General features: G+C 42.9%; 14 protein-coding genes. 11 read left to right on the top strand and 3 right to left on the bottom strand.

The genetic code is table 11. From position 1 onward, the window contains the following. Nucleotides 1–18 precede the first annotated feature (18 nt). The 3 genes from HII16_RS00400 to HII16_RS00390 all read left to right on the top strand — a co-directional run bounded on the left by HII16_RS00400 (nt 19) and on the right by HII16_RS00390 (nt 5,210). On the top strand, nt 19–2,460 hold the full coding sequence (locus HII16_RS00400; protein WP_169126445.1) for a Calx-beta domain-containing protein: 2,442 nt from the start codon (nt 19–21) through the stop codon (nt 2,458–2,460). A gap of 204 nt (nt 2,461–2,664) precedes the next feature. After that, nucleotides 2,665–3,714, top strand: a complete 1,050-nt coding sequence (locus HII16_RS00395) for a helix-turn-helix transcriptional regulator (protein WP_169126443.1) — start codon at nt 2,665–2,667, stop codon at nt 3,712–3,714. Nucleotides 3,715–3,806: 92 nt separating this feature from the next. After that, nucleotides 3,807–5,210 (top strand): amidohydrolase family protein, encoded by a 1,404-nt coding sequence (locus HII16_RS00390; RefSeq protein WP_169126441.1) that lies wholly within the window; start codon nt 3,807–3,809, stop codon nt 5,208–5,210. A 120-nt stretch (nt 5,211–5,330) separates the two neighbouring features. Here the strand turns inward: HII16_RS00390 and HII16_RS00385 are convergent, their stop codons facing one another. From HII16_RS00385 to HII16_RS00375, 3 genes are all read right to left on the bottom strand, one after another. Further along, a complete protein-coding gene (locus HII16_RS00385) occupies nt 5,331–7,913 on the bottom strand; it encodes a putative Ig domain-containing protein (RefSeq protein WP_169126433.1) in 2,583 nt (860 codons plus the stop codon). Nucleotides 7,914–8,173: 260 nt separating this feature from the next. Then, nucleotides 8,174–12,007 carry a S8 family peptidase gene (locus HII16_RS17005; RefSeq protein ID WP_169126432.1) on the bottom strand — a complete coding sequence of 1,278 codons (3,834 nt, stop codon included), beginning with the start codon at nt 12,005–12,007 and terminating at the stop codon, nt 8,174–8,176. Between the two features lie 226 nt (nt 12,008–12,233). After that, nucleotides 12,234–13,715 (bottom strand): peptide MFS transporter, encoded by a 1,482-nt coding sequence (locus HII16_RS00375; protein ID WP_169126431.1) that lies wholly within the window; start codon nt 13,713–13,715, stop codon nt 12,234–12,236. A 514-nt stretch (nt 13,716–14,229) separates the two neighbouring features. Between HII16_RS00375 and wecA the strand changes: the two genes are divergently transcribed. The 8 genes from wecA (at nt 14,230) to wecC (ending at nt 22,943) form a co-directional block, all read left to right on the top strand. Beyond that, on the top strand, nt 14,230–15,288 hold the full coding sequence (gene wecA / locus HII16_RS00370; RefSeq protein ID WP_169126430.1) for a UDP-N-acetylglucosamine--undecaprenyl-phosphate N-acetylglucosaminephosphotransferase: 1,059 nt from the start codon (nt 14,230–14,232) through the stop codon (nt 15,286–15,288). Between the two features lie 155 nt (nt 15,289–15,443). Beyond that, nucleotides 15,444–15,845 carry a hypothetical protein gene (locus HII16_RS00365; protein WP_169126429.1) on the top strand — a complete coding sequence of 134 codons (402 nt, stop codon included), beginning with the start codon at nt 15,444–15,446 and terminating at the stop codon, nt 15,843–15,845. 2 nt (nt 15,846–15,847) lie between these two features. Then, on the top strand, nt 15,848–17,650 hold the full coding sequence (locus HII16_RS00360; RefSeq protein ID WP_248289459.1) for a polysaccharide biosynthesis/export family protein: 1,803 nt from the start codon (nt 15,848–15,850) through the stop codon (nt 17,648–17,650). Nucleotides 17,651–17,654: 4 nt separating this feature from the next. After that, the gene (locus HII16_RS00355) at nt 17,655–18,440 is read left to right on the top strand and encodes an ABC transporter permease (protein ID WP_169126428.1); all 786 of its coding nucleotides are present in this window, start codon (nt 17,655–17,657) and stop codon (nt 18,438–18,440) included. Continuing rightward, entirely contained in the window at nt 18,437–19,087 is a 651-nt protein-coding gene (locus tag HII16_RS00350; protein WP_169126427.1) for an ABC transporter ATP-binding protein, read from the top strand. The genes HII16_RS00355 and HII16_RS00350 overlap by 4 nt, the downstream gene beginning before the upstream one ends. Nucleotides 19,088–19,089: 2 nt before the next feature. Continuing rightward, complete coding sequence (locus HII16_RS00345) at nt 19,090–20,514, top strand: lipopolysaccharide biosynthesis protein (RefSeq protein WP_169126425.1); 1,425 nt, start codon at nt 19,090–19,092, stop codon at nt 20,512–20,514. Nucleotides 20,515–20,533: 19 nt separating this feature from the next. Beyond that, complete coding sequence (wecB, locus tag HII16_RS00340) at nt 20,534–21,664, top strand: UDP-N-acetylglucosamine 2-epimerase (non-hydrolyzing) (RefSeq protein ID WP_169126423.1); 1,131 nt, start codon at nt 20,534–20,536, stop codon at nt 21,662–21,664. Nucleotides 21,665–21,677: 13 nt separating this feature from the next. Then, nucleotides 21,678–22,943: a UDP-N-acetyl-D-mannosamine dehydrogenase gene (gene wecC, locus HII16_RS00335; RefSeq protein WP_169126421.1), complete on the top strand. Its 1,266-nt coding sequence runs from the start codon at nt 21,678–21,680 to the stop codon at nt 22,941–22,943. Nucleotides 22,944–22,945 lie beyond the last annotated feature (2 nt).

The following is a 22,945-nucleotide window of genomic DNA, read 5'->3' as shown; positions in this document are numbered from 1 at the left end:
CTGCCTTTGTGGAGAATAATGATGAATTATAAAAAAATAACCGGAATTGCTTTATCTGTCGCATTCGCTGTGCATAGTGGCACAGTGTTGGCGAATAGCAGCGACGATGCGGAATATAAATTTCCAGAGCAACACTATAACCATGTTGGAGAGGATGAATTTAGCGATCCTGTGTTTACTGACGCAGGTATTTTACCTAGCAATGGTAATGCCGATTCTGAGCTAGAAAACCCATTTGAATTATTGACTGCGGCATACGACTTGTTCAATGAACATGTCATTTCTGGTGCCGATCTAATAACCTTCAGTGTAGATGGTGAGCAATTTTCATTTAATACTCGAACCGAGTATAAGTACGGTTTATTGCATCTATATGGTGAGAATGAACAAGGCCATTTTCTGCGCTTGATCCGAGGTGATGATACTCGCTGGTTTGGTGATGTAAGTAATGGCGTTAATGCCTACACCTTGATGCCGCATACAGCGGTTGGCGGTAGTGCATGGTTTACCGCCGATTGGCGTATACCAAATAAGGGTGAGTTGTTGGTTAACGGTGCTGAGCCTGTTGCCGCGGATCCTTTAACCAGCCTAAATGTTGATGTTGGATATGTATATACCCACTTGCTTGAAGCACGTTATGGTCGTTTGGGTATGCGAGCATCGATATTGTATTCTCACTATCAGGTACAAGATATTTTAGATAACAGTGGCATCGACTTCTATTTGAATCCGGTATTTATCGAACGACAAGATGCTCGATTCTTCGAACAAGGTACGAACAGTCGTGATTATATTGCCGGTCGAGAGTTCATGTTCGGTGAATTAGAGGGGGCCGAAAACCTGCGTGAATATCTGATGGATTTCGGTGTCGATTACGTAGGTTCATGGATTGGTGGCGCTGGATTTTTCTGTGGCATTTTACGCCAAGAATATGAATTGGACGATATTGGTTTACCGAAATTTGTTGTTGATGATGAAGAAAATCGCGCCGATACCCTATACGGTACACTATTAGGCGGTAATAAAGTGTCTTGTCGCAACACCTTTACCAGTCGTTGGTTCTTTATTCATAATATGGCGCGTGCACACCGTCAGTATTATAAAGATAACCCAACCTTGCCTGCGAACCGTCGCATGGACTTTGGTGGTATCAGTGATTATGCTCACGCGAGCAGCTGTAACGGTCATCCAACCATAATGAACACCTATTATGGACACGATAATTACCCTTTGCCGGTATTGTCATCACCTACTGTCACCTATAAAGGTGAAGCCTGTGGTGATGAGCTAAACAATAACGTAAAAGTTGTTACTGAAACACTACCAGGTATGGCCAACAACGGTCAGCGACCAGAGACAAGCTCTGTGGTTTCATTTAAGTCAGTGATCAACTTGGCAAATGAAAATCAACAATGGGCGACGGTAACCTTGGTACGCGATGGCGATGTCTCTGAAAGCGCCAGCGTCGAAGTCGCTGCGATCAGTAAAAGTAACCCTGGCTCTGCGGTTGCTGGGGTTGATTTTTCGCAAGGATTCCCTCGCGCGGAATTTGCCGCAGGTGACAAAGAAGCTGAAGTTAAAGTACGCATTATTGATAACGATGTGTATCGTAAAAACGCCACCATAGATCTCGCCTTAAACTTTGCCAAGCGATTGACGGTCGAGTCAGGTACGATCTCTAAGCTTATTATTCAGGATAACGATTCTGAGCAGCCCGGTCGATTTGACTTTACCAGTGACTCTATTGTTGTAAATGAGAGCGAGCAAGCCGCTGTCATTGAATTAACTCGAAGCGGCGATTTTGTCGGTTCGCAAATGATTCGTTACAACGTGGTTGAAGGTACGGCGAAAGAGGGCAGCGATTTTGTTGGTGACAGTGGGTATGTGGTCTTTGGCGAAAACGATAGCAGCAAAATGATTAAAATTGAGTTGATTGGCGATGATTATCAAAACGCCACTAATCGCAATTTTTATGTTGAAATAACCTCTGATGTCGATGGCGACGTACAACGAACTGAAGTGGTTATTGGTGATGATGAAGCCGCCACTGGTCGCATAGTATTGCGCTCAGCGGTTGTTGATGTTGATTATCACGCATCGAGTGCTAATATCACCTTAACCCGTGATGACGCTAGCCAAGGTGAAATCTTGGTTCACTTTGAAACGTTTGATGATACAGCGCTAGCGGGCACTCACTATGTGCATACCAACGACAGCGTTAAATTTTTAGCCGGAGAAACGGAAAAAACCATCAGCATTCGACGTCTAAGAAAAGGAGAGGCAAGCGAACAAAACTCGTTTACCGTGGTATTTGACAGCCCGATGTTAGATGCTGAAAAAGTGGTTACCGTCAACCTTATGGCGCAGCCTGAGCGTGAAGAATCAAGCTCGGGTGGAGCTCTAAGCCTATGTTTTTCAGCGCTATTGTTGTTGCTAGCAAGGCGCCGTTGTTACCGCTAAAAAATGACAATATTTCAAATGAAATCCGTAGCTTGTCTGCGGATTTTTTTGTTTTAAATTCAGGGAACTAACTATGATTTATAAATTTGACCAGACGCCATGCAAAGGGTTAATGTTGGTATGACATGTCATACTTTTCGTGGCAAAGGTTACGGCATAAGTCGACTTAAAACGGCATAAGCGCTAAGGACGAGCATCGCTCAAATGGAACAATTAAATTTTGTCAATCTGATTCAGGCTGGTATCACCACCATAGGTATATTAGGGGCGGTATTGTTGTGGCAAAGCAAAGGCAAAGAATATCGTGGAATAGCTTTATTGCTGTTGATGACGGCAATCGCTTCTTGCATCAATATCCTAGAAGAATCAGGGCTAACACGTGATATATATTTGATAAGCCCAGTGTTTATTATGTTGTTTGGGCCCGCGAGCTATTTGGCGATTAAGTTACTCATTGAAAAGCAGTTAAATACAATACAATTGCTACACTTATTTCCGGTTTTGCCGATTTTACTGGTAACTGCTTATGTTGAAGTGGTTATCGCTATCGGCACGCTGTGGCGCTTAGTGTATGCGTTGTTAACGGTACTGTTGTTACTCAACTATAAGCGTTTACTCGATCAACAACGCTCCGATTCAGATGAGTTCTCTTTAATCTGGCTTATTTGGATTTTAGCCATCAGCGCCACGTTTAATCTTCTCGACCTGATACGATTAAATTTACAACATGCCATTCCGGTGCAACTTAATGTGTTTGGGCAAGGCTTAAATAACTTTATTTGGCTTATCAGCGCCATGCTGATTATTGTTAAATTGCAGCTGCAGAATAAGATGCCAAGTACTCGCCAAGACCCATTAAAAAAGCTAACAGAAAGCACGATAGAACAGTCTGAGAATACACAACAAGCTGAAGGGGATTATGCGCCAATCTTTGTTGAATTAGACCGTTTAGTTAGTAACAATTTTTGGTATTTGACACCACGGTTAACACTCAATGATGTAAGTGAATTAACAGGATTACAAAGCCGAGATATCTCACGGGCAATAAATGTCTGTGCGAAAAAATCCTTTAATGAATATATTAATGGCTATCGTGTCGACTATGTTTGTCAATCCTTACGCCAAGCCAATAAACAATCTTTGACGGACATTGCATTTGATTCTGGGTTTAGCTCGAAAGCGTCATTTAATAAGGTGTTCAAACACATCACAGGACAAACGCCAAGCCAATATAAATCGGCAAATGAGGTCTAACATCAAGAAACTAGACGGATAAAAACATGACAATGGACGATCACTTATTCTAATCAAGGTAACGTTTAAACATCGAGTTTAAGGAGTTAACCATGAAATATTTTATCGTCATTTTATTAATCTGCACGGCAAGTTGCAGTGCCCCAAACAGTGCTAAAGTCAGCACCAAAAGAACACAGCCCGCAGCATTGACTAGCGGCTTTGTGCTCAGTAATGTGCATATCGTTGATGTTGAAAAGCAAATCATTCACCGCGATAAAACCGTTAGTGTTGAAAACGGTGTAATCACCGATATTACTGGCATAAATGATGTTAGCAATGAGTTACCACGTTACCCCAAAACTGAGCTTACTTACATTGATGGTAACGGAGGCTACCTTACCCCTGGCCTTATTGATATGCATGTGCATATCTACGAAAAAGCATCGTATGCTTTAACGTTGAGTCATGGCGTAACTCATGTGCGCATCATGAATGGCGTTGCTGAGCAATTGATTTGGCGTGAGCAAGTAAACGCTGGCGACTTAATCGGCAGCACGTCAACGGTCAGCAGTCCGATCATTTCTGCCTATGAGGATGCCTATTTACAGCATAGCGTCACAACAGCAGCGCAAGCTAGAGAGGCTGTGAGAGCCTATCATAGGCAAGGCTACGACGTGATAAAAGCCTACGGAAACCTTAATCAACAGGCATTAGCCGCCATTGTCGAGGAAGGGCAGAAGCTCAATATGCCTATTGCTAAGCATGGCCCGCACGCATCAGGCACCATGTCGGTGTCCGCATTAACCGGGTTACAGTCTTTTGAGCATGTAGAAGATATTTATCAAGGGCCGCTAAATCATCAGTTTGATGCGGACCAATTACCCGAGATTATTGCCGAGCTAAAGGCAACCGAAGTGGCCATCACACCAACACTGAATATTTTTCAGCAACTGACTAAGTTAAGTAGCGATAAACAGGACCACCTAAGCAAAACCTCACAACACTATACGTCTGATATTATCAGCCTTGAAACCAAAAACAATCAGGTCAAACGTTGGCTAAATGCCTCTGACGATATGGCGGCACACAATAGAAAAACACTGAACTTTTTAATATCCATCACCAAAAAACTGCATCAAAGTGGCGTGTCTTTATTGGTTGGCTCTGATTCTGGTGTCTTGTTATCGCCACATGGTATTGCAACCCATAATGAAATGCAGCTTTTACAGCAAGCCGGATTAACCTCGTATGAGGTATTACAGGCGGCAACCATTAATCCGGCGAAAGCGCTAAATATGGCGAACGAAATTGGCACTATAGCGCCAAAATATCGTGCGGATTTTATCTATTCAAAATCTAATCCAATAGAGGATTTAAGTGTGTTACAAGAGCCGGACGCAGTGGTAAAAAGTGGCAACTGGTATTCCCAGCAACAGTTGCAACAAATACGAAACCAGGCCATAGAATCAAGAAGTATGTGGCAAGAGTTTTGGGTGCTATTCGACGCACTCTAAGCCGTCATTGAGATACTATTGCAGTAAAAAAGCCCTCCATATATCACAATAGAGGGCTTTTTATGTTTTGTTGCTCAAGGGCGAATTTAGATTTAAATACGCTTTAACTAAGCGTAAAATTTAGTTAAGCTTGATTTCACCTGAGAAATATTCACCAACACAGTAGGCCTTTAATGAACCAATAGCACAAATAGTCGAGCTGTTATCGATAACGGTTTTAACATCAAAATCGACCGCACTGAAATCAAACTCTACCATTTTACACGACCACACATCTTCTTTGTCGAAGCCACAGATTTTTTGGCTATCACAGCTCAGAATGCCTTCGCTGATCAAACAACTATTGGCTGCGTAATTATCTAATCTAAACGCATATTCAGCGGTTTGTTCCGCCTTAAACACAACCGGCGATTGTACGACTTTTGTTTGATGTACGCCTTCAATAAACTTGGTTAATGTGTCTTCATATGGCGCGATTAATTCACCTTGTGCTACAAGTAGTTCACCGCTTTGATCATTATAGTAATCTTTTGTTGCAGTGATATTGGTTCGTTGATCGTTGCTACCATAACAATATGGGATTTGATCATCGATAAAGCACAGGCTGTCTGAGGTTAAGCGGATATTAGACAGTGCTGTTGATGCATGGTTAACCTTGTCTAAGCCATAATCTGGATTACCCCAGCACTTGATGCCATTGTCATCTACTGCACACATGTTAACTAAGCTACCGTAGAGCTCAGTAGGGTTGCTAAATTCAGGCACACCCGAGGTTAGAGCGTATTCATCACCACCCCAGCAGGTTATCGCATTAGAGGTTTGCTCATTTTCTGTAACTTCAGAGATAACACAGGCATTACCCGAAGATAACTCTAACGTGCTGACATTCGTTAGACCTTCCGGCATACTATTTTCTATGCCACCGAAACACTTAACGCCGGTTTCATCAAGAAAACACATGTTTAAGTAGCCAGTCTCTAATTCAGTTGGGTTCAAACTCACTGGATTTGCACCAGCGTAGTCAAAACGAAACTTGCCATCCAAGCAATACACTTCGTTATTAGCAATGGCACACGTACCGGCAGCCGCGGCAGAATCACCGGATTTAATAATAGAATCACGCGAAAGTGGTAATGGTTCGCCTTTAATAGATTCAACCACAGACCATTGATAATTATTTAAACACAGCAGTTTATCTTGGCTTACCAAACCAACACACATGTCATAGCCTGGTACGCGGGCCTCCGGTACCGGCTCAAATACAGCTAAACCGGCTGGAATCGCAGGTTCTGGATCGTCTGCGTTGGCAATGCCATCACCATCAATATCTTCGTCTTCTGATTGACAGGTGACATCTTCGGCGACACGTTCACAATCACCCAAGCCGTCTTGGTCAATATCACTGATGTAGTCAGGGTTCAATGGTAGGTCATCAAAGGCGTTATTAATGCCGTCATTGTCAGAATCGTTGATTTCATTTTGCAGTTTTTCAAGAGCCGCTTTGGCAACCGCGGCAATTTCATTGCGGCTGTTGCTTGGTACTTCAGGGCTCATGAAGTCAGACGTTGCTAGCTGTAAGTCAACGCTGTAGACACCTGATACACGCTCGACCGCTTGCTCCATGATTAGGCTATATAATTCATTATCAAGCAACTCAAAGCTATCGCCAGCAGAGGTTAGGATTTCTTGATGAATTAAATGGGTAAATGGTGTGATATAAGCGGTCAGACCGTCAGCCATATTGCTTAAATCCGTCACAGGGTAGCTGATCATTTTGATAGGCAGCGCTTTAAAATCATCGTCGAAACGATGGATATCATCGGCGTCAATACCTAATCCGCTACCAAGTTCTGCCACTAAGGTACTGCGTTTGATGTTATTGATAAGGTTACCGGCAACTTCTAAAGCAAATTCACCTTGGCTGCCTGACATCGCACTTGGCTCGCCTTCGTCAAACATCATGTTGTTGTTGATATCTAAAAATACATGCGCTCCGGCAATATAACCGTCGATGACTTTACCGTTAATAAAGATGCTACCAGGGATGACGGTAATGATTAGGTTATGAGATGAGGAATTAACGCCATTGCTGGCGGTGATGGTGACACTATACGTGCCGACATTATCTGCGCTTGCGTTAACTGAAATCTCACCGGTTGTGCTGTCAAAACTAAAACCTGACCATTCTGGTGCGCCATCTATGCTGAAACTAAAGTCGGCATCAACGTGATCAACTAAGGTAGGGGTAAACACATTGGTTTCGTCTACAGTAACCTCTAAAGTGGCGGAACCTTGTAAGGCGAAAATATCATTTACGGTGATATTAAAAGGGCTAAGGCTACTAGAGTCGGTACCATCTGATACGGAAATCGTTATTCCTGTATACGTGCCTACGTCGGCATTACCCGGCGTACCTGCTAAGGTACCTGTCGCTGAATCAAACGTTGCCCATTGCGGCATGTTGGCGATTGAGTAGGTTAGTGCATCGCCGTCTGAATCAGCACCATTAGCGCTAAAGCTATAACTTTGGTTTTCGTTAATACTAAGGCTTGGTGAGCCGCTGATCGTTGGTGCGTTATTTGTTGGTGGCTCTATCTCTTTCTTTTCCGTACCGCCACCACCGCCACCGCCACCACAAGCGGTAAGCGATAGAGCAGAGGCGACTAATAAAGCTAAATAGGATTTATTTAAATTCTTACTCATTGATCTTCTCATCTTTTAGCCCCTAAAATTATTGTTATTAGCCAGGGGACATGGTTTTTGACACAAACCAGAGTAAGTTATCGAGGTGAAATGAGTTGTTAAAAAGTGTAAAAACCTCTAGCGCTTGTTAACGCCCTTAATCAGTAACGATTGAATATTTGTAACGCAATGAAAATACCGTAAAAAACTGTAAATAACGGGAGCACAAAAAAGGCCTGTTGCTAAGTGCATCGGCCTTTTTATTGAGGTTGATATGGGGATTAATCGCTATTGAAAGATTGTAATGTGTGCTCTGCTTTTGGATTATTAGAGACTCGTACTAGCAGTACGCCTATTAGTAAAATTAATAACCAATGCGATGTACTGCCACCGCCAGATGAATCACTCTTTGGCGCCGGTTGTTGAGCGATTGGTTGCACCGTTATCGTGGTCGTGGTTTGTGACTCTCTACCGCGACTATTGACGATAAGTTGTATTTCAATACTGCTGTTGCTGCTCACATCTGGTGCGGTAAACGTCAGTTGTTCTTGGTTAGTATTGGTTAGCGACAATAGTGGACCAGATACTTGTTGCCATTGATAGATTAAATCACTACCTGGATTGGGATTGGTGCTTTGTGCTGCACTTAAGGTGACCTGCTCACCAGCGGTGACAGTCAAAGCCAATATCTCTTCACCATTTACTTTTGCACTTGGATAGGCATAGACCATGATTTCTCTTGTACTTTCATTGTATTGCACAAAACCGTCGTCATATTGGTAGTCAATAACAAAACTATCGCCTCGAGTAAGTTCGGGAGCTTGTAAGGTTAGGGAAATGGATTTAGCGCTAGCACCAACCGTTTGTTGGGTTTGAATGGATATCATGTTGCCATTTAGCTGGGTTTCGCCAGTCGCAGATACATAGCTAAACCCTTGCGGCAATTCAATGTCGATTTGGTAGTCTTTATTGTTATTACTGTTATTTGCGTCGATGTTAACGCTGACATCAAAGACTTCTTGCGCATCTAAATCGGTTTTACTTAACGCCAGTGATAAAGACTGTTGTGAACGATTAATACGTACTGGGAAAAAGGCAATGTCGTTAATAGCAGCACCAGCATTGCCGCTGGCCAAATCTACCGCAGTGATGTACTGGCTATCGGCCTGCATTTGTGCATCCCAATGTAATTGAAACTGTATGTCTTGGTATGGCAACGGCGCGACAATAAAGCTCGACGTTACTTGGTCCTGGTCTTCAGTAACCATGACCACTTCAAATTCAATCTCATCTGTCGTATTGCTCGGGTTGTTATAGTCACCGTAATTGTGAATGGCCAAAAAGTAGTTGCCAACCGGAGGAAACTCTAACTTACATGACTCAAGGGTGATGATTGATGCCGATGAACAAATCAAGTCGTACATCTCATAATCGGCACTTGGGCGACCATCAAAGTCTAGATCGTAGCCAATGTATAAATCCAAATCTGGTGACGAGGTCGATAAGATATTTACCTCGAGATAGCGGGTATTAAAGCCAATGCTCAATGGCATAGAAAACAGCGAGTCGCGATCGTTAAACACGTTATACGGCCAAGGGCTGTCATCAGCGTCATCGCGGCTTAGCATTTTACTGTAGATATCAATGGCATTTAAGGCATAGTGAGTCGCTTCAATATGATTCACACCAACAGTAACAATGCTCGGAATAATTTGTGCGCCTTTGTCTGAATTCGCTGTAATTCGAATATTGTCTGGTACTTGACCTTTTCTGAACGAGGCGATTAAAGGCAAGGTCACATTAACGAGATTGCTGTTATCGGTTTGCAAGGCGATTGCCGCAGTTATATCTCCACCTTGATAGCGTTCATTTATTTCTGCGCTGATGGTTAAGGCTATCGACTCGCCTTTTGCCAAACTAAAATTGCTTGGCGATACCTGTACATTAATTTGTGATGTTACTGATGATGTTTGTACATGCCATGATGCCGCTTCTGTCGCGGTTAGGGTACGCGTCCACGTGCAACGGATCATGCAATTTTGGGCAACTAATGCAGCTAGGTTTAAGGTGCTTAAATCACCACCAAAATCTGGGTCGGCATTTAAATAATTATCGTAATTTTCATCGAGCACTAATCCAGAACGCACGGCATTAGCGACATTGAGACGACCTGCGCCAAAATCGTAGTAATCAAGTACACTACCATCTTCGCTTTTGACGCTGTTATCGGCAGTCAGCATTAATGCTGATTGTGCCATTGCTGGTGACCATTCTGGTTTCAAACCATGCAATAGAGCCAATGCACCCGCCACGTGTGGGCTGGCCATTGATGTGCCGTTCTCAAAACGATAGGCTGGAAAGTCAACGTTTGGGTTGGTGTAGGGTTGACGCTCGGCATTGGCGGCATAGATATCAACGCCCGGCGCTGATACATGTGGCACTAAATAACCGGCAAATGCAGGTTCGGGTCCACGCGAGCTAAAGCCTGCTAAAACATCGCCACTGTTTTGGTTAATGACCATCTCAGAACCGTCAAATTGCACTCGATGATTTTCACCGCTTGCTAACCATTGCACCAGACGTTGTCCATCTTCGGCACCGATATGGGCGCTAGGTAATACGTGGTGGTCGTTATGCAGGGTTTGGCTGCCGTCAGCGGTATTAATTAAAATCATACCAGCCGCGCCACCTCTAGAGGCGGTGAGACCTTTGGTGACACGAGCAACATCGCCGCGACGACAGACGACAACTTTGCCGGTTAATGTACCGGCACCGAATGATGATAAACAATCACCATTATTAAATTGTGCGGCGTCAATGATTTGTGCATTAACGCCTGATGTTGCAGAAAAACCGCTGATCGCTGCTAATGAGCTGTCGCCGCCACTGAATATCAGAGTTTTCGCGGTATAACTTCGGCCATGGGTTGTCGCAGCAACGGACGTTAACCAAGGTGCGTTGCCCGGAGTGCTAATGCTTGCTGCGCCATCTGCACCATTGTTACCCGCAGATGTGGCAACATGAATGCCAGCTTCACGTGCCGAAAGCAGTGCCATGGCATCGATGGCTTGCCACGGGCTATACCCAGGTGAACCGATTGAGTAGTTTAATACATTTATACCATTGGCAATGGCGTGCTCTACCGCCAATGCGGTGATGTCTGGCCAACAGCCTTGCAAGTCACAGACTTGATAACTGACAATGTTGGCACGTGGTGCAACACCTGAAATACTGCCAAACGTTTCTTGAGTGGCATCGCCAAACACATTATAGACAGGGACATTATTGACTTTATTGCCTACGGCAGTGCTGGCTACATGAGAACCGTGGCCCTGAATATCCAAGCCAATTGGGTCGTCGCCAGAGTACGTTGTGGTGTTGGTAATATCTGGATGAGACCAAATACCAATGAGTTTGTTATTGCAATAACGCTGGTAGCTTGATTGCTGACAGTCACCAAGGAATACGCCGTCACCCAGAGGGTTGGTATGGCGGTAACCGGTTGCATCGATTTCGGCAAATGACGGATGTTGCGCATTAATCCCGGTATCAATAATCCCAACTATGGTGCCTTCACCTTGATAGCCGACGTCAGAGTCTAAGCCTGACCAAACTTTATCGGCGCTAATTTGCTGTGGACCGACATCGGTATGCAATTGCGCCGGTTGAATCTTGTGTACTGATTTGACATCCGCATGCTGCGAGATGTGTTGCAACTGCTCATCATTAAGCACAAGGGTGAAACCATTGACCGCTAACTGGTATGAGAATTTGATTTTAGGTTGGTTGTTTTTATTAACCTTGGCAACGCTATCAATGACTTGCTGTTGTTTGTTTCGAAGAGACTCTATATAGCTCTTAGCCTGAGCCGAATTAATATCTAAGCCTTGGGCTTTGTTACTAAGGTTATTACTTGCTGGGCTTTGTAAAGACGCCTGTGCTAAAGGGGCACCTTTTAGAATTACCGCATATAAGTTATCAACATTACGAACTTGGCCGCTTTGTGCAGTAGAAACAGTTGTGCTGTTTTTTACATCTCGTTTCGCTGCATCAACGCCTGATGAAAAGGTCAGGGTGTATGCGGCAGTAATAGCAATGATTAATGAATGATTCACAACGCGTTTAAACTCCAAATACCAGTGGCTGGCAATTAATCGACGGATTAACGACACAGCATCAACAATTAGCGTATTTCACCAATAGTGTGGTGAGTATATACATTACGCAACTCACAGGTAATAAGATGTTACTTTTTGTAAACACTTTATTTTTTGTTATGGTATAGCTTAAAAAAAACGGAAGCATTGGCTTCCGTTTTATTCGTCTGTTTGAGCTAACTGATTAGTGTTGCTCTTTGATACCTTCGTGAGTACCGGTTACAGATAACTCTTCTTCGATCTTTTCAGTAAGATCTTTAGGTTGGTTATCTTCAGCACCGTGCATCCAGTCAACTAACTTACCGCTGATTAACCATAACAGGATACCTGCAACAAAGGCCATGATCGCCACGCCCATAAATGCAGCGAATGGACCTACATCACCAACCATTTGACCAACCCATGCTGCTGCATAGTTACCAACACCAGAGAAGAAGAACCACATACCCATTAATAAAGAGGTGTATTTCAGCGGTGCTAATTTGGTTACCAGAGATAAACCAATTGGTGATAAACATAGCTCACCCATGGTATGGAACATATAGGCAAGAATTAACCAGATAATGCTCGCTTTCGCGGTATCGCTATCACCAATTTGGATAGCTGCCATTACCATAGAAATAAAACCTAAACCTAGGAAGAACATACCCATGGCAAACTTTTTAGGAGAATTAGGTTCTGCTGCTCCCATTTTTAGCCACATTGCAGCAAACATCGGTGCAAACAAAATAACAAAGATAGGGTTTACTGATTGTAACCATGATGCTGGAATTTCAAAGCCGAACATGACAAGGTCGGTTTTTTGTTTGGCAAATAAGTTCATTGAACCTGCGGCTTGCTCGAAGCCTAACCAGAAAATAATGGTGAAGAAAGACATGATCAAAATAACTTTAACACGATCTCTTTCTTCTGAGGTTAATGGCGCATTAGATGCTTGTTGATTGTCGGCACTTTTCTTGGCGGCTGGTTCAACACCAACATTACCTAAGAATTTCTTCGACATAGATATTTGCAGGATAACACCTAACAGCATACCTACACCGGCTACTAAGAAACCATATTGATAGTTAATTTTTTCACCGATAGTACCAACGACAAAGTAGCCCAAGATAGAACCTAAGTTGATACCCATGTAGAAGATAGTAAATGCCGCATCACGACGTTTATCACCTTCAGTATACAAATCACCAACCATGGTAGAGATATTTGGTTTGAAGAAACCGTTACCCATGATAAGTAAGAATAAACCTAGGTATAAGAATTCAACTTCTAAACCTGGAATCATTGAATGCGGTGTACCTAGTGTAAATTGACCTAATGCCATTAACACACCACCGACAATAATGGCTTTTCGCTGCCCCCAGTGGTTATCGGCCATCCAACCACCTAGCACAGGTGTTACATATACCCAAAACGCGTATATACCTAATATACCTAGAGCGTTTTTATTAAGTGCTTTGGTTAATTGATCTTGCGCGTCAGCTGCTGCAGGGTCAATGCCAAAGTAGGCCATATCCCAGCCAAAATTTGCGGCAAAGGCAACTAAATAAAGTACAAAGATACCACGCATACCGTAGTAACTCATACGCTCCCACATTTCGGTACCGAAAAGTAAAAACAGACCTTTCGGGTGACCAAACATGGTGCCTGAATTTGTGTTAGACATCAAAACTTCCTTAACTAACAGTTTTTATAAATTTTTAAAATCCGCAATGTTATACCCCAGTGCAAACGGCAATTGCAAGCAAAGATAACCAACTTGTAACAATTCGTTTAAAGAATGCTGTAAACATATTTTTATATGGGTTTGTAATAAAGCAGTTAATCAATGGCTTGTAGTGCAGCAAACATATGGATTGTTGTACAATTGTGAGAAAAAGTGGTTGTGTTTTTTTGTACACTTGTTTTATGTACACAAATTTACAAAGTTATTGTTGGTAAGTCCTTTAAATCAATGAGGTTTATCTTTATAATTTGCAACTTAATTTGAAAAGTTTGTAACGTAATTTTCATAAAGTGCTTAGTATTTTGGGCTATCCTTTTGAAATACTTTACATTTTCTTTCATGGATTATATTGACTTGTTCAAAAGCAGTTACAAATACTGATTAATAAGGATGTTAAGCAATGGGAGAAAGGTTATTTTTTTAGTAAAGTACAGCTGTCACCAGGTAGGTTGGCATGACTAACGTATCACTATTTTTATATCCTGCTTTAACAGCGTTTCTCTGTGCTTTTATCGTTATTAAAGCGATGAAGCCTATTGCCATCGAGTTTGGTCTAGTTGACACCCCTTCAGCACGAAAAACACACCGCGGCAATGTGCCGTTAATCGGTGGTATCTCGATTTTTTTGGCGGTATTGTTTGCCACCGTTATTTGGTTACCTAATACGCAAGAGTTGCGATTGTACTTAATTGCTTCGGCGATGATGGTATTTATTGGTGCCGTCGATGATAAGTATGACCTTAGTGTCAGTGTGCGTCTTGTTGGCCAATTAATTATTGCCAGTTTGATGATATATGGCGTAGGCGCCTACATTCAGGATTTAGGCAACTTACTTGCATTAGGCGCGATTGATTTAGGTTGGCTAGGTATTCCTTTTACCTATTTCGCTATCATTGTTGCGATCAACGCCTTTAACATGATTGATGGTATCGACGGTTTGGTCGGGGCATTGAGTATCAACACCTTTGCTAGCATCGCGGTGTTGTTTATTTTGCAGGGTCAAATTGACCACACCAGCTATGCCTTGATTATCACCACCGCTATCTTGCCGTTCTTGCTGTTTAATCTTGGTATTCCTGAGGGAAAAACCCGTAAGATTTTTATGGGCGATGCCGGTTCGATGTTTATCGGTTTGAGTGTGGTGTGGCTACTTGCTGAAGGCTCACAAGGGGCAGACCCTTCCTTTAGCGCCGTTACCGCGTTATTTATTACCGCTATTCCCTTAATGGATATGCTAGCTATCGTTATTCGTCGCGTTAAAAAGGGCCACTCGCCATTTAAACCTGACCGAGATCACATCCACCATATTTTACTTCGCCTTGGTTATAGCCAACGGCAAACCCTTGCCATTATTGTGACCATGTCAGTGATGTTGTCAGCAATAGGTATTGCTGGGGAAATGTTTCACGTTACAGAGAGCCTAATGTTTGCTCTGTACTTGTTTATATTTGCAATATATAACGCGGTACTGAGAAGCACCAAAGCACTGAATTATTTTATCAAAACTCAATAGTTAAACTATTTAATTATCATTATCTTACTGATAACAGCATATGTAGAAACTGAGTTTGATACGCTATCAACGAGTTAAGCTTAGGATAATGTTCAAGAATAGCATTTTGGACTAAACTAAGATGAGTCGCGACAAAAACAATTAATTATAAAAATATGAATTACTTAAGATGCATTATCGGCTTTACTGGCCTGTTTTTTTTGAGTGCTTGCACTTCAGTTCCTGAAGTCAGTGCTCAACGTCCACTTATCGAGCAATCCCAAGTTGCATACACCAATGCAGAGTTATTGCCTGAATCCATGTGGATTGGTTTTAATCAAGCCTACGAGGGGACACAGTTTTCTACCGAATATGGGCAAGTGTTAGTTGAGAATACTTATGTTTCAGCGATGGGACGTTGGTGTGTTGCCTTCAGCTTATTTGAACACCAAGATGGCCTGCAATTGCTTAACCCTAAGTCTGATTATTACGGTAATAATCGTCGAGCTTGTAAAGACAGCGATAAGTGGTTTTTCATCACACCACTGATGCAAAATAATAATTATAAAGGAACCTAGCGATGAACAGGATGATGCAATCGCTCGTGCTGGGTATGTTTTTGACGAGTGTTAACGCGCTAGCGGAACTGCCCAAGTCAGCAAAAATGGATGCGGCTAATCAAGCATTGCAAGGTGTGATGACGCCGAATGAAGCGCTAACTCAGTTAGAAGGTGCTGAATCGACTCAAGTCATGGATACCCAAGCCCTATCTCAGGGTGAGTATATGCAAGTTTACCGAGATAACACCATACTGCCAGGTGAACAAGATATCACCAAGCTACTGCCTATCGTTGAAGAAGGTTTACCAGCACCATACGGTGCAAACTTATTTGCTGGCGGCTATGAGTCTGAGCGTATGGATGGCTTAAATGATGACTACCTTATTGCCCCAGGAGATAAGTTATCTATCTGGTTATGGGGTGCGGTTAATTATGCCGATGTCACCACGGTCGATAATCAAGGCAATATTTTTATTCCTGAGGTTGGTCCGATTAAGGTGCAAAATGTACCGGCTAGCCAAGTCAATAAAGTGGTCACCAGTAAGCTGCGCACGGTGTATAAACAAAACGTGCAAATTTACGTGAACTTGCTGACTGCAACACCGGTCAGCGTTTATATATCTGGTCCGGTTATTCGCCCTGGGCAATATGCAGGCATGGCTTCCGATAGTATTTTGTACTTTTTAAAGCGAGCAGGTGGCATTGATGCGGAGCGTGGCAGTTATCGTCGCATTCGCATTGTTCGACAGGGCAAAACACTGGAAACCATCGATTTATATGACTTTATGCGCCATGGCATTATACCAGCGGTTAATTTCAAAGATAAAGACGTCATTTTAGTTGAACCCCAAGGCTCGACAGTGGTGGTGACTACTGGCGCGAAAAACCCGTTTCGTTTTGAGTTTCTTGAATACGATGCCAGTGGTGAAGAGTTGACCAAGTATTCAAAACCGCTCAGTAAAATTTCACATGTTGGTGTTATAGGCACCCGCAAAGACGGGCCTTTTTCGGTGTATATGCCATTAAAGGACTTCTCTGATTTTAGATTGAGTGACGGTGATAAATTGTTTTTCAATGATGATTGGGATGCACAGGTTCTTGATATCAAATTAGAGGGCAGCTTTTTAGGGCCAAGTTACTTTACCGCACAAAAGCCAACCAAGTTATATGATCTGTTGAATCATGTACAGATTGATCCTGAGCTAGCGGATTTCGACAATATTTATATTTTACGTGAATCGGTAGCTGTAAAACAAAAAGAGATGATCGATCAAGCCTTGGACCGATTAGAACGCAGTGTTTATACCACGCCGGCGACATCAACCGGTGAATCCAGTATTCAAGTGCAAGAAGCGTCATTGGTTTCAAGTTTTGTGCAACGAGCCAAACAAGTCGACCCGCTAGGTAAGGTTGTGGTTTCTGAAAGTGGCAAGCTTGCTAATATAAACCTTGAGCAAGGCGATATCATTGTCATCCCTGAGAAAACTCAGTTAGTGCATATTGGCGGTGAAGTGTTGATGCCACAGTCTGTGGTATTTAATCCGAGAGCAAGTATTACCGACTACATTGCTTGGGCAGGTGGTTATACTGACCGAGCCAATTTCGAGCGAATTTTAATTGTTCATGCCAATGGCATGGTGTCGTTTCATGATGACGACAGTGATAGCTGGTTGTCTGCGTCAGCGCAAAAACTGGTTCTGCAACCGGGCGATCAAATCCTAGTGTTACCAAGAGCCGTCGCAAAAACAATGCAAACAGTAAAAGATCTTACTCAGATAATCTATCAGATAGCGGTTGCTGCTGATGTGGTGATGGATAACTAGAGCTATGGCTGATGTAAGGCGGCGAAGTAATTTGCAAATATGGCAAGACGTGATCTTTGCGATATTTTTGCGAGAAATAAGAAGCAAGTTTAATGACAAAGTTGGCATCAGCTGGGCATTGATAAATCCCTTACTGTTTGTCTTTGCCTTCTCTTTTATACGCAGCCAGCTTGCCGGCCCTACGACCCACAGTATGCCTACGGTGATTTTTATCATGTATGGCATGTTGATAATTCAACTGTTCTTATCGACGTTTCGCAGCGTCTCAGGTTCAGTGCAAAAAAACAAAGCGTTGTTTGCATTTAGGCAGGTGCAACCGATAAGTGCAGTATTAGCCAATGCGATGTTTGAGTTATTGGTTATATTCGCGGTCATATTAGTCAGCATGTTGCTGATTTATCTTATTGGTATTGAATTTTATATTTACAATCCGTTGTTGGTTATCAGTTACGTGGTTTTAGTTTGGCTGATTTCAGTTGCCTTAGGTTTGTTGTTTGCTGTGGCCAAAGCATTTGTTGCGGAAATAGGTAAATTAGAAAACTTACTATTACGACCAATGTTCTTTATATCCGGCATTTTTTTCAGCCTAAAAGACATTCCGCAACAGTATTGGCCTTACTTGGATTGGAATCCATTTTTACATGCCGTCGAATTGTCACGAGACGCGGCTTATCCGACGTTTGCGGCAAAAGGCGTGAGTGTTGAATTTCTGTTGATGTTTGCATTAACCACTTTGTTTTTATCTTTGGCGGTTTACAAAGCGTTTTGGAAACAGGTGGTGAGCCGATGATCACGTTAAGAAATCTCACCAAGTTTTACCCATCGAAGATAGGTAGACAATATATTCTCAATAAGATTAATTTTGAGATTCCGTCAAATCATAATATTGCCATACTCGGTCGCAATGGTGCGGGTAAGTCGACCTTATTTAGAATGTTGGCAGGTAGTGAATACCCAAATGATGGTCGTGTCATTACCAATCTTAATATTTCCTGGCCCGTGGCATTGGCGACCGGTATCCATCCGCAAATGACCGGTCGGGAAAATACCCGTTTTATTGGCCGAGTCAATGGCGTGGATAACTTGGACGAATACGAATACTTGGTTCGAGATTTTGCCGAGTTAGGACAGAAATACGACTTACCGGTAAAGACCTATTCATCGGGTATGCGCTCGCGCTTAGCGTTTGCTTGTTGCATGTCGATTAGCTTTGACGTTTACCTAATTGACGAAGCCACATCGGTTGGCGACCCAAAATTTAAACGCAAAGCCAGAGATTTTCTCTTAAGCCGCAGCCGTGATGCCAACGTTATTATGGTCAGTCACGATATGGATGAAATCAGAGAGTTTTGTGACAGTGCTATTATTATTCACAAAGGGCAATTAGCGTTTTTCAATGATTTGGAAGTTGCCATCGATAAGTACCAAAGATTATAAGCATGAAAAAAATAAAAGAATTAGAAGCTCGTTTGGCGCAATTTAAAAATTCGATAAGTCCTTTGGATTGGGAGTCCGCGTCATTGCTGCGTGACGAGGCGATTGAGCGCGAAAACGATGATCTTGAATTAGCCTACCTGATCATGAAAAGGGCGAATGTACTGCGTCCACATGGCCCGTTTATTGTAAAAAAGCTGCATCAATACAAGCTCGAGTTACAAACCGATCAAGCCTATGTATTTGAGGTGAGCTTAGCTGATCCCAAAGAGTCTGCTGCGGATGTCGATAAAACCGCCTTAAGTTATCGTGTCAATGCGCTAACCGGTAAATTGCCCACTTGGGCGCAAAATCAGTTTTTTGCATTTGTGGTATTACCTTGGTTTATCTTTTGTATTTATCTTGTCGTATTCGCATCGCCGCGCTATGAAAGCCAATCCAAATTGATTGTACGTCAACCTGATAATATGGCCACTATGGATGCCTCTATGGCGATACTGTCCGGGCTTGGAGTAAGCACTGCAAGCACTGATACGCAGTTGGTCGAATCCTATATACATTCGATGGATATGCTTGAGTATTTAGCGCAAGAACTCGATTTAAAAGGACACTATTCAAATTCGGATATAGACTTTTTTAGTCGTTTAAGTGGTTGGAATACACGAGAAGATTATCTGCAATTTTATATTGATAAAGTTGACATTGAAATTGACGAAATATCGTCAGTGATCACCGTCAGAACGCAAGCGTTTTCAGAGGGCTTTGCCAAACAACTCAACAGCATTATTGTCAAACGCGCCGAGTGGTTTATCAATAATATCAGTCATCAAATCGCCAAAGAACAGCTGGCGTTTGTGCAAGGCGAGCACCAAGTTGTGGCCGATAGAATGGAGCAAGCAAAAGCAACCTTGCTGGCTTTTCAAAGTCAATATAATTTGCTCGATCCAGAAATGGAAGGCGCGGCTTATCAAGAAATTGCCTATACCATGGAAAGCCAAATATCGGCGAAAAAAGCCGAGTTATATAGCTTGCAGGAAATCATGTCGGAAAACTCACCTCAGGTGATCAGTTTAAAGCGTGTTATCGCGGCCTTGGAAACCCAGTTGGAGCAGGAAAATAAACGCTTGTCTGGTCAAGATAGTCAGTCGCCGTCATTAAACGTCGGTGAAAAGTTAGCTCGTTATTCTGACTACAAAATTGAACTGGAATTGACGATGCAAGCATACGCGTCATCGCTTATATCCCTAGAAAAAGCCCGTATTGAAGCCTACCGACAGTTGCTGTTTTTGGTGGTCGTTGAAACGCCGACCTTGCCAGAAGACAACAAGTACCCAAAGATTCTTTATAACTTAACCCTATTTGCGGTGATTTTATTAATGCTCTTTGGCGTGTATCGAATTGTTGCGGCCACCATAAACGAATTGAATTAGATAAGAGAAATATACCAAGATGAAAGTATTAACCGTATTTGGCACTCGCCCTGAAGCAATCAAAATGGCGCCACTGGCCATTGCTCTGAATCAGGACTCTAGAATTGAGCACAAGGTATGCGTTACTGCTCAACACCGCGAGATGCTTGATCAAGTATTGGATCTATTTAATCTAACGCCTGATTTTGATTTAAACATCATGAAGCCTGGGCAAAGTCTCAGTGATGTCACCTGTAATATCTTAAAAGGTATGGAAGACGTTTTCGCTGAGTTTGATGCGGATATTGTCTTGGTGCATGGCGATACCGCCACAACATTTGCGGCAAGTTTGGCGGCATATTACAAGCAGATTGCGGTAGGGCATGTTGAAGCAGGTCTGCGTACCGGTAATATTTACTCTCCTTGGCCAGAAGAAGCCAATCGCAAGCTTACCGGCGCACTCACTAAATTGCATTTTGCTCCGACCCAAACATCAGCAGACAACTTGAGCAAAGAAAATGTCAACGAAGCCGATATTCATATTACCGGCAATACGGTTATTGACGCCTTGATGCAGGTGGTTGATAAGGTTGAAACTGACGAAAACATTCGTTCATCATTTGCCGATAAATTCGACTTCATAGACGACAACAGCAAGCTGATATTGGTCACTGGCCACCGCCGAGAAAGTTTTGGTGGCGGCTTTGAGCGTATATGTGAAGCGCTGGTAAAAGTGTCCAATGATTTCCCGGATAGCCAGATCGTCTACCCAATGCATTTAAACCCAAATGTACGTGAACCGGTCAACCGATTATTGTCAAATTCACCTAATATTCATTTGATTGAACCATTAGATTATTTGCCATTTGTTTATCTGATGAATAAAGCCCACATCATTTTGACAGACTCCGGTGGTATTCAAGAAGAAGCGCCATCATTAGGTAAGCCGGTCTTAGTAATGCGAGATACCACTGAACGACCTGAGGCATTGCAAGCAGGTACGGTGAAATTGGTTGGTACCGATATCAATACGATATATGAACAAATTAAGCGATTAATGACCGATGATAATGCTTATCAAGAAATGAGCTTTGCCCACAACCCTTATGGTGATGGTAAGGCCTGTCAACGAATCGCTACCGTCTTAGCTGAATATGCTGAATCGCTTTAATAAGGATTAGAAAATGAGTTTTAAAACAATATCTGTTGTTGGTCTTGGCTACATTGGTTTGCCAACCGCTGCCGTGTTTGCCTCACGCAAAGTTCAAGTGATTGGTGTTGACGTCAATGAGCACGCTGTCGATACCATAAACAGAGGTGATATTCATATTGTTGAACCGCAATTGGATATCGTTGTCCGTGCAGCGGTCACCGAAGGTTATTTAAAAGCGACCACAACAGCAGAGCCTGCCGATGCTTTTTTAATCGCCGTACCAACGCCGTTTAAAGATAATTATCAACCTGATCTCGCCTATATCCAATCCGCTGCCAATGCGATAGCACCGGTTTTGAAAAAGGGCGACTTGGTGGTACTGGAATCGACTTCTCCTGTGGGGACTACCGAACAAATGGCGGCATGGTTAGCCCAAGCTCGACCGGATTTAACCTTTCCGCAAACTCATGGCGAAAACTCTGACATTCGCGTCGCGCATTGCCCTGAGCGTGTATTGCCAGGCCATGTGATCAGAGAGTTGGTTGAAAATGATCGCGTCATCGGTGGTATGACAGCGAAATGCTCGCAGTATGCTGTCGAGTTATACAAAATATGTGTTCACGGTGAATGTGTTATTACCAATGCCCGCACCGCAGAAATGGCAAAATTAACGGAAAACAGTTTTCGTGATGTCAATATCGCCTTTGCCAATGAGCTTTCGATAATTTGTGATGAATTAGACATCAATGTCTGGGAGTTGATCGCTTTAGCCAATCGCCATCCGCGGGTCAATATTTTGCAACCAGGCCCAGGTGTCGGCGGCCACTGTATTGCCGTTGACCCTTGGTTTATTGTCAGTAAAACCCCAGAGTTGGCTCGCCTTATTCATACCGCACGTACCGTTAATGATGGTAAACCGGGTTGGGTGTTAGAAAAAGTAGAGCAGGCTATTTCTGATATTGTTCATCACAGTAGCAAGCAACTCAATGATATTCAAATTGCCTGTTTTGGCGTTGCGTTTAAGCCAAATATTGATGATTTACGGGAAAGCCCGGCGCTCGATATTAGTAAAGCATTGGCAGCAAAATACCAAGGCCAAGTAACCATTGTCGAGCCGAACATAAAATCATTACCTGATGATTTACTCGCTCACGATGCAAGGTTAGTGGATATCGAATCTGCCGTAAGAGACAGTGACGTACTGGTTATGCTCGTTGACCACAAACAGTTTAAAGAAGCATCGATTGCACTCGGTGAACAGCAAAAATTAATCGATAGCAAAGGCATTTGGCTTTAATG

The organism is Thalassotalea sp. Y01 (assembly GCF_012932945.1).
Lineage (GTDB): Bacteria > Pseudomonadota > Gammaproteobacteria > Enterobacterales > Alteromonadaceae > Thalassotalea_A.
This window is presented reverse-complemented; position numbering and strand designations above follow the sequence as displayed.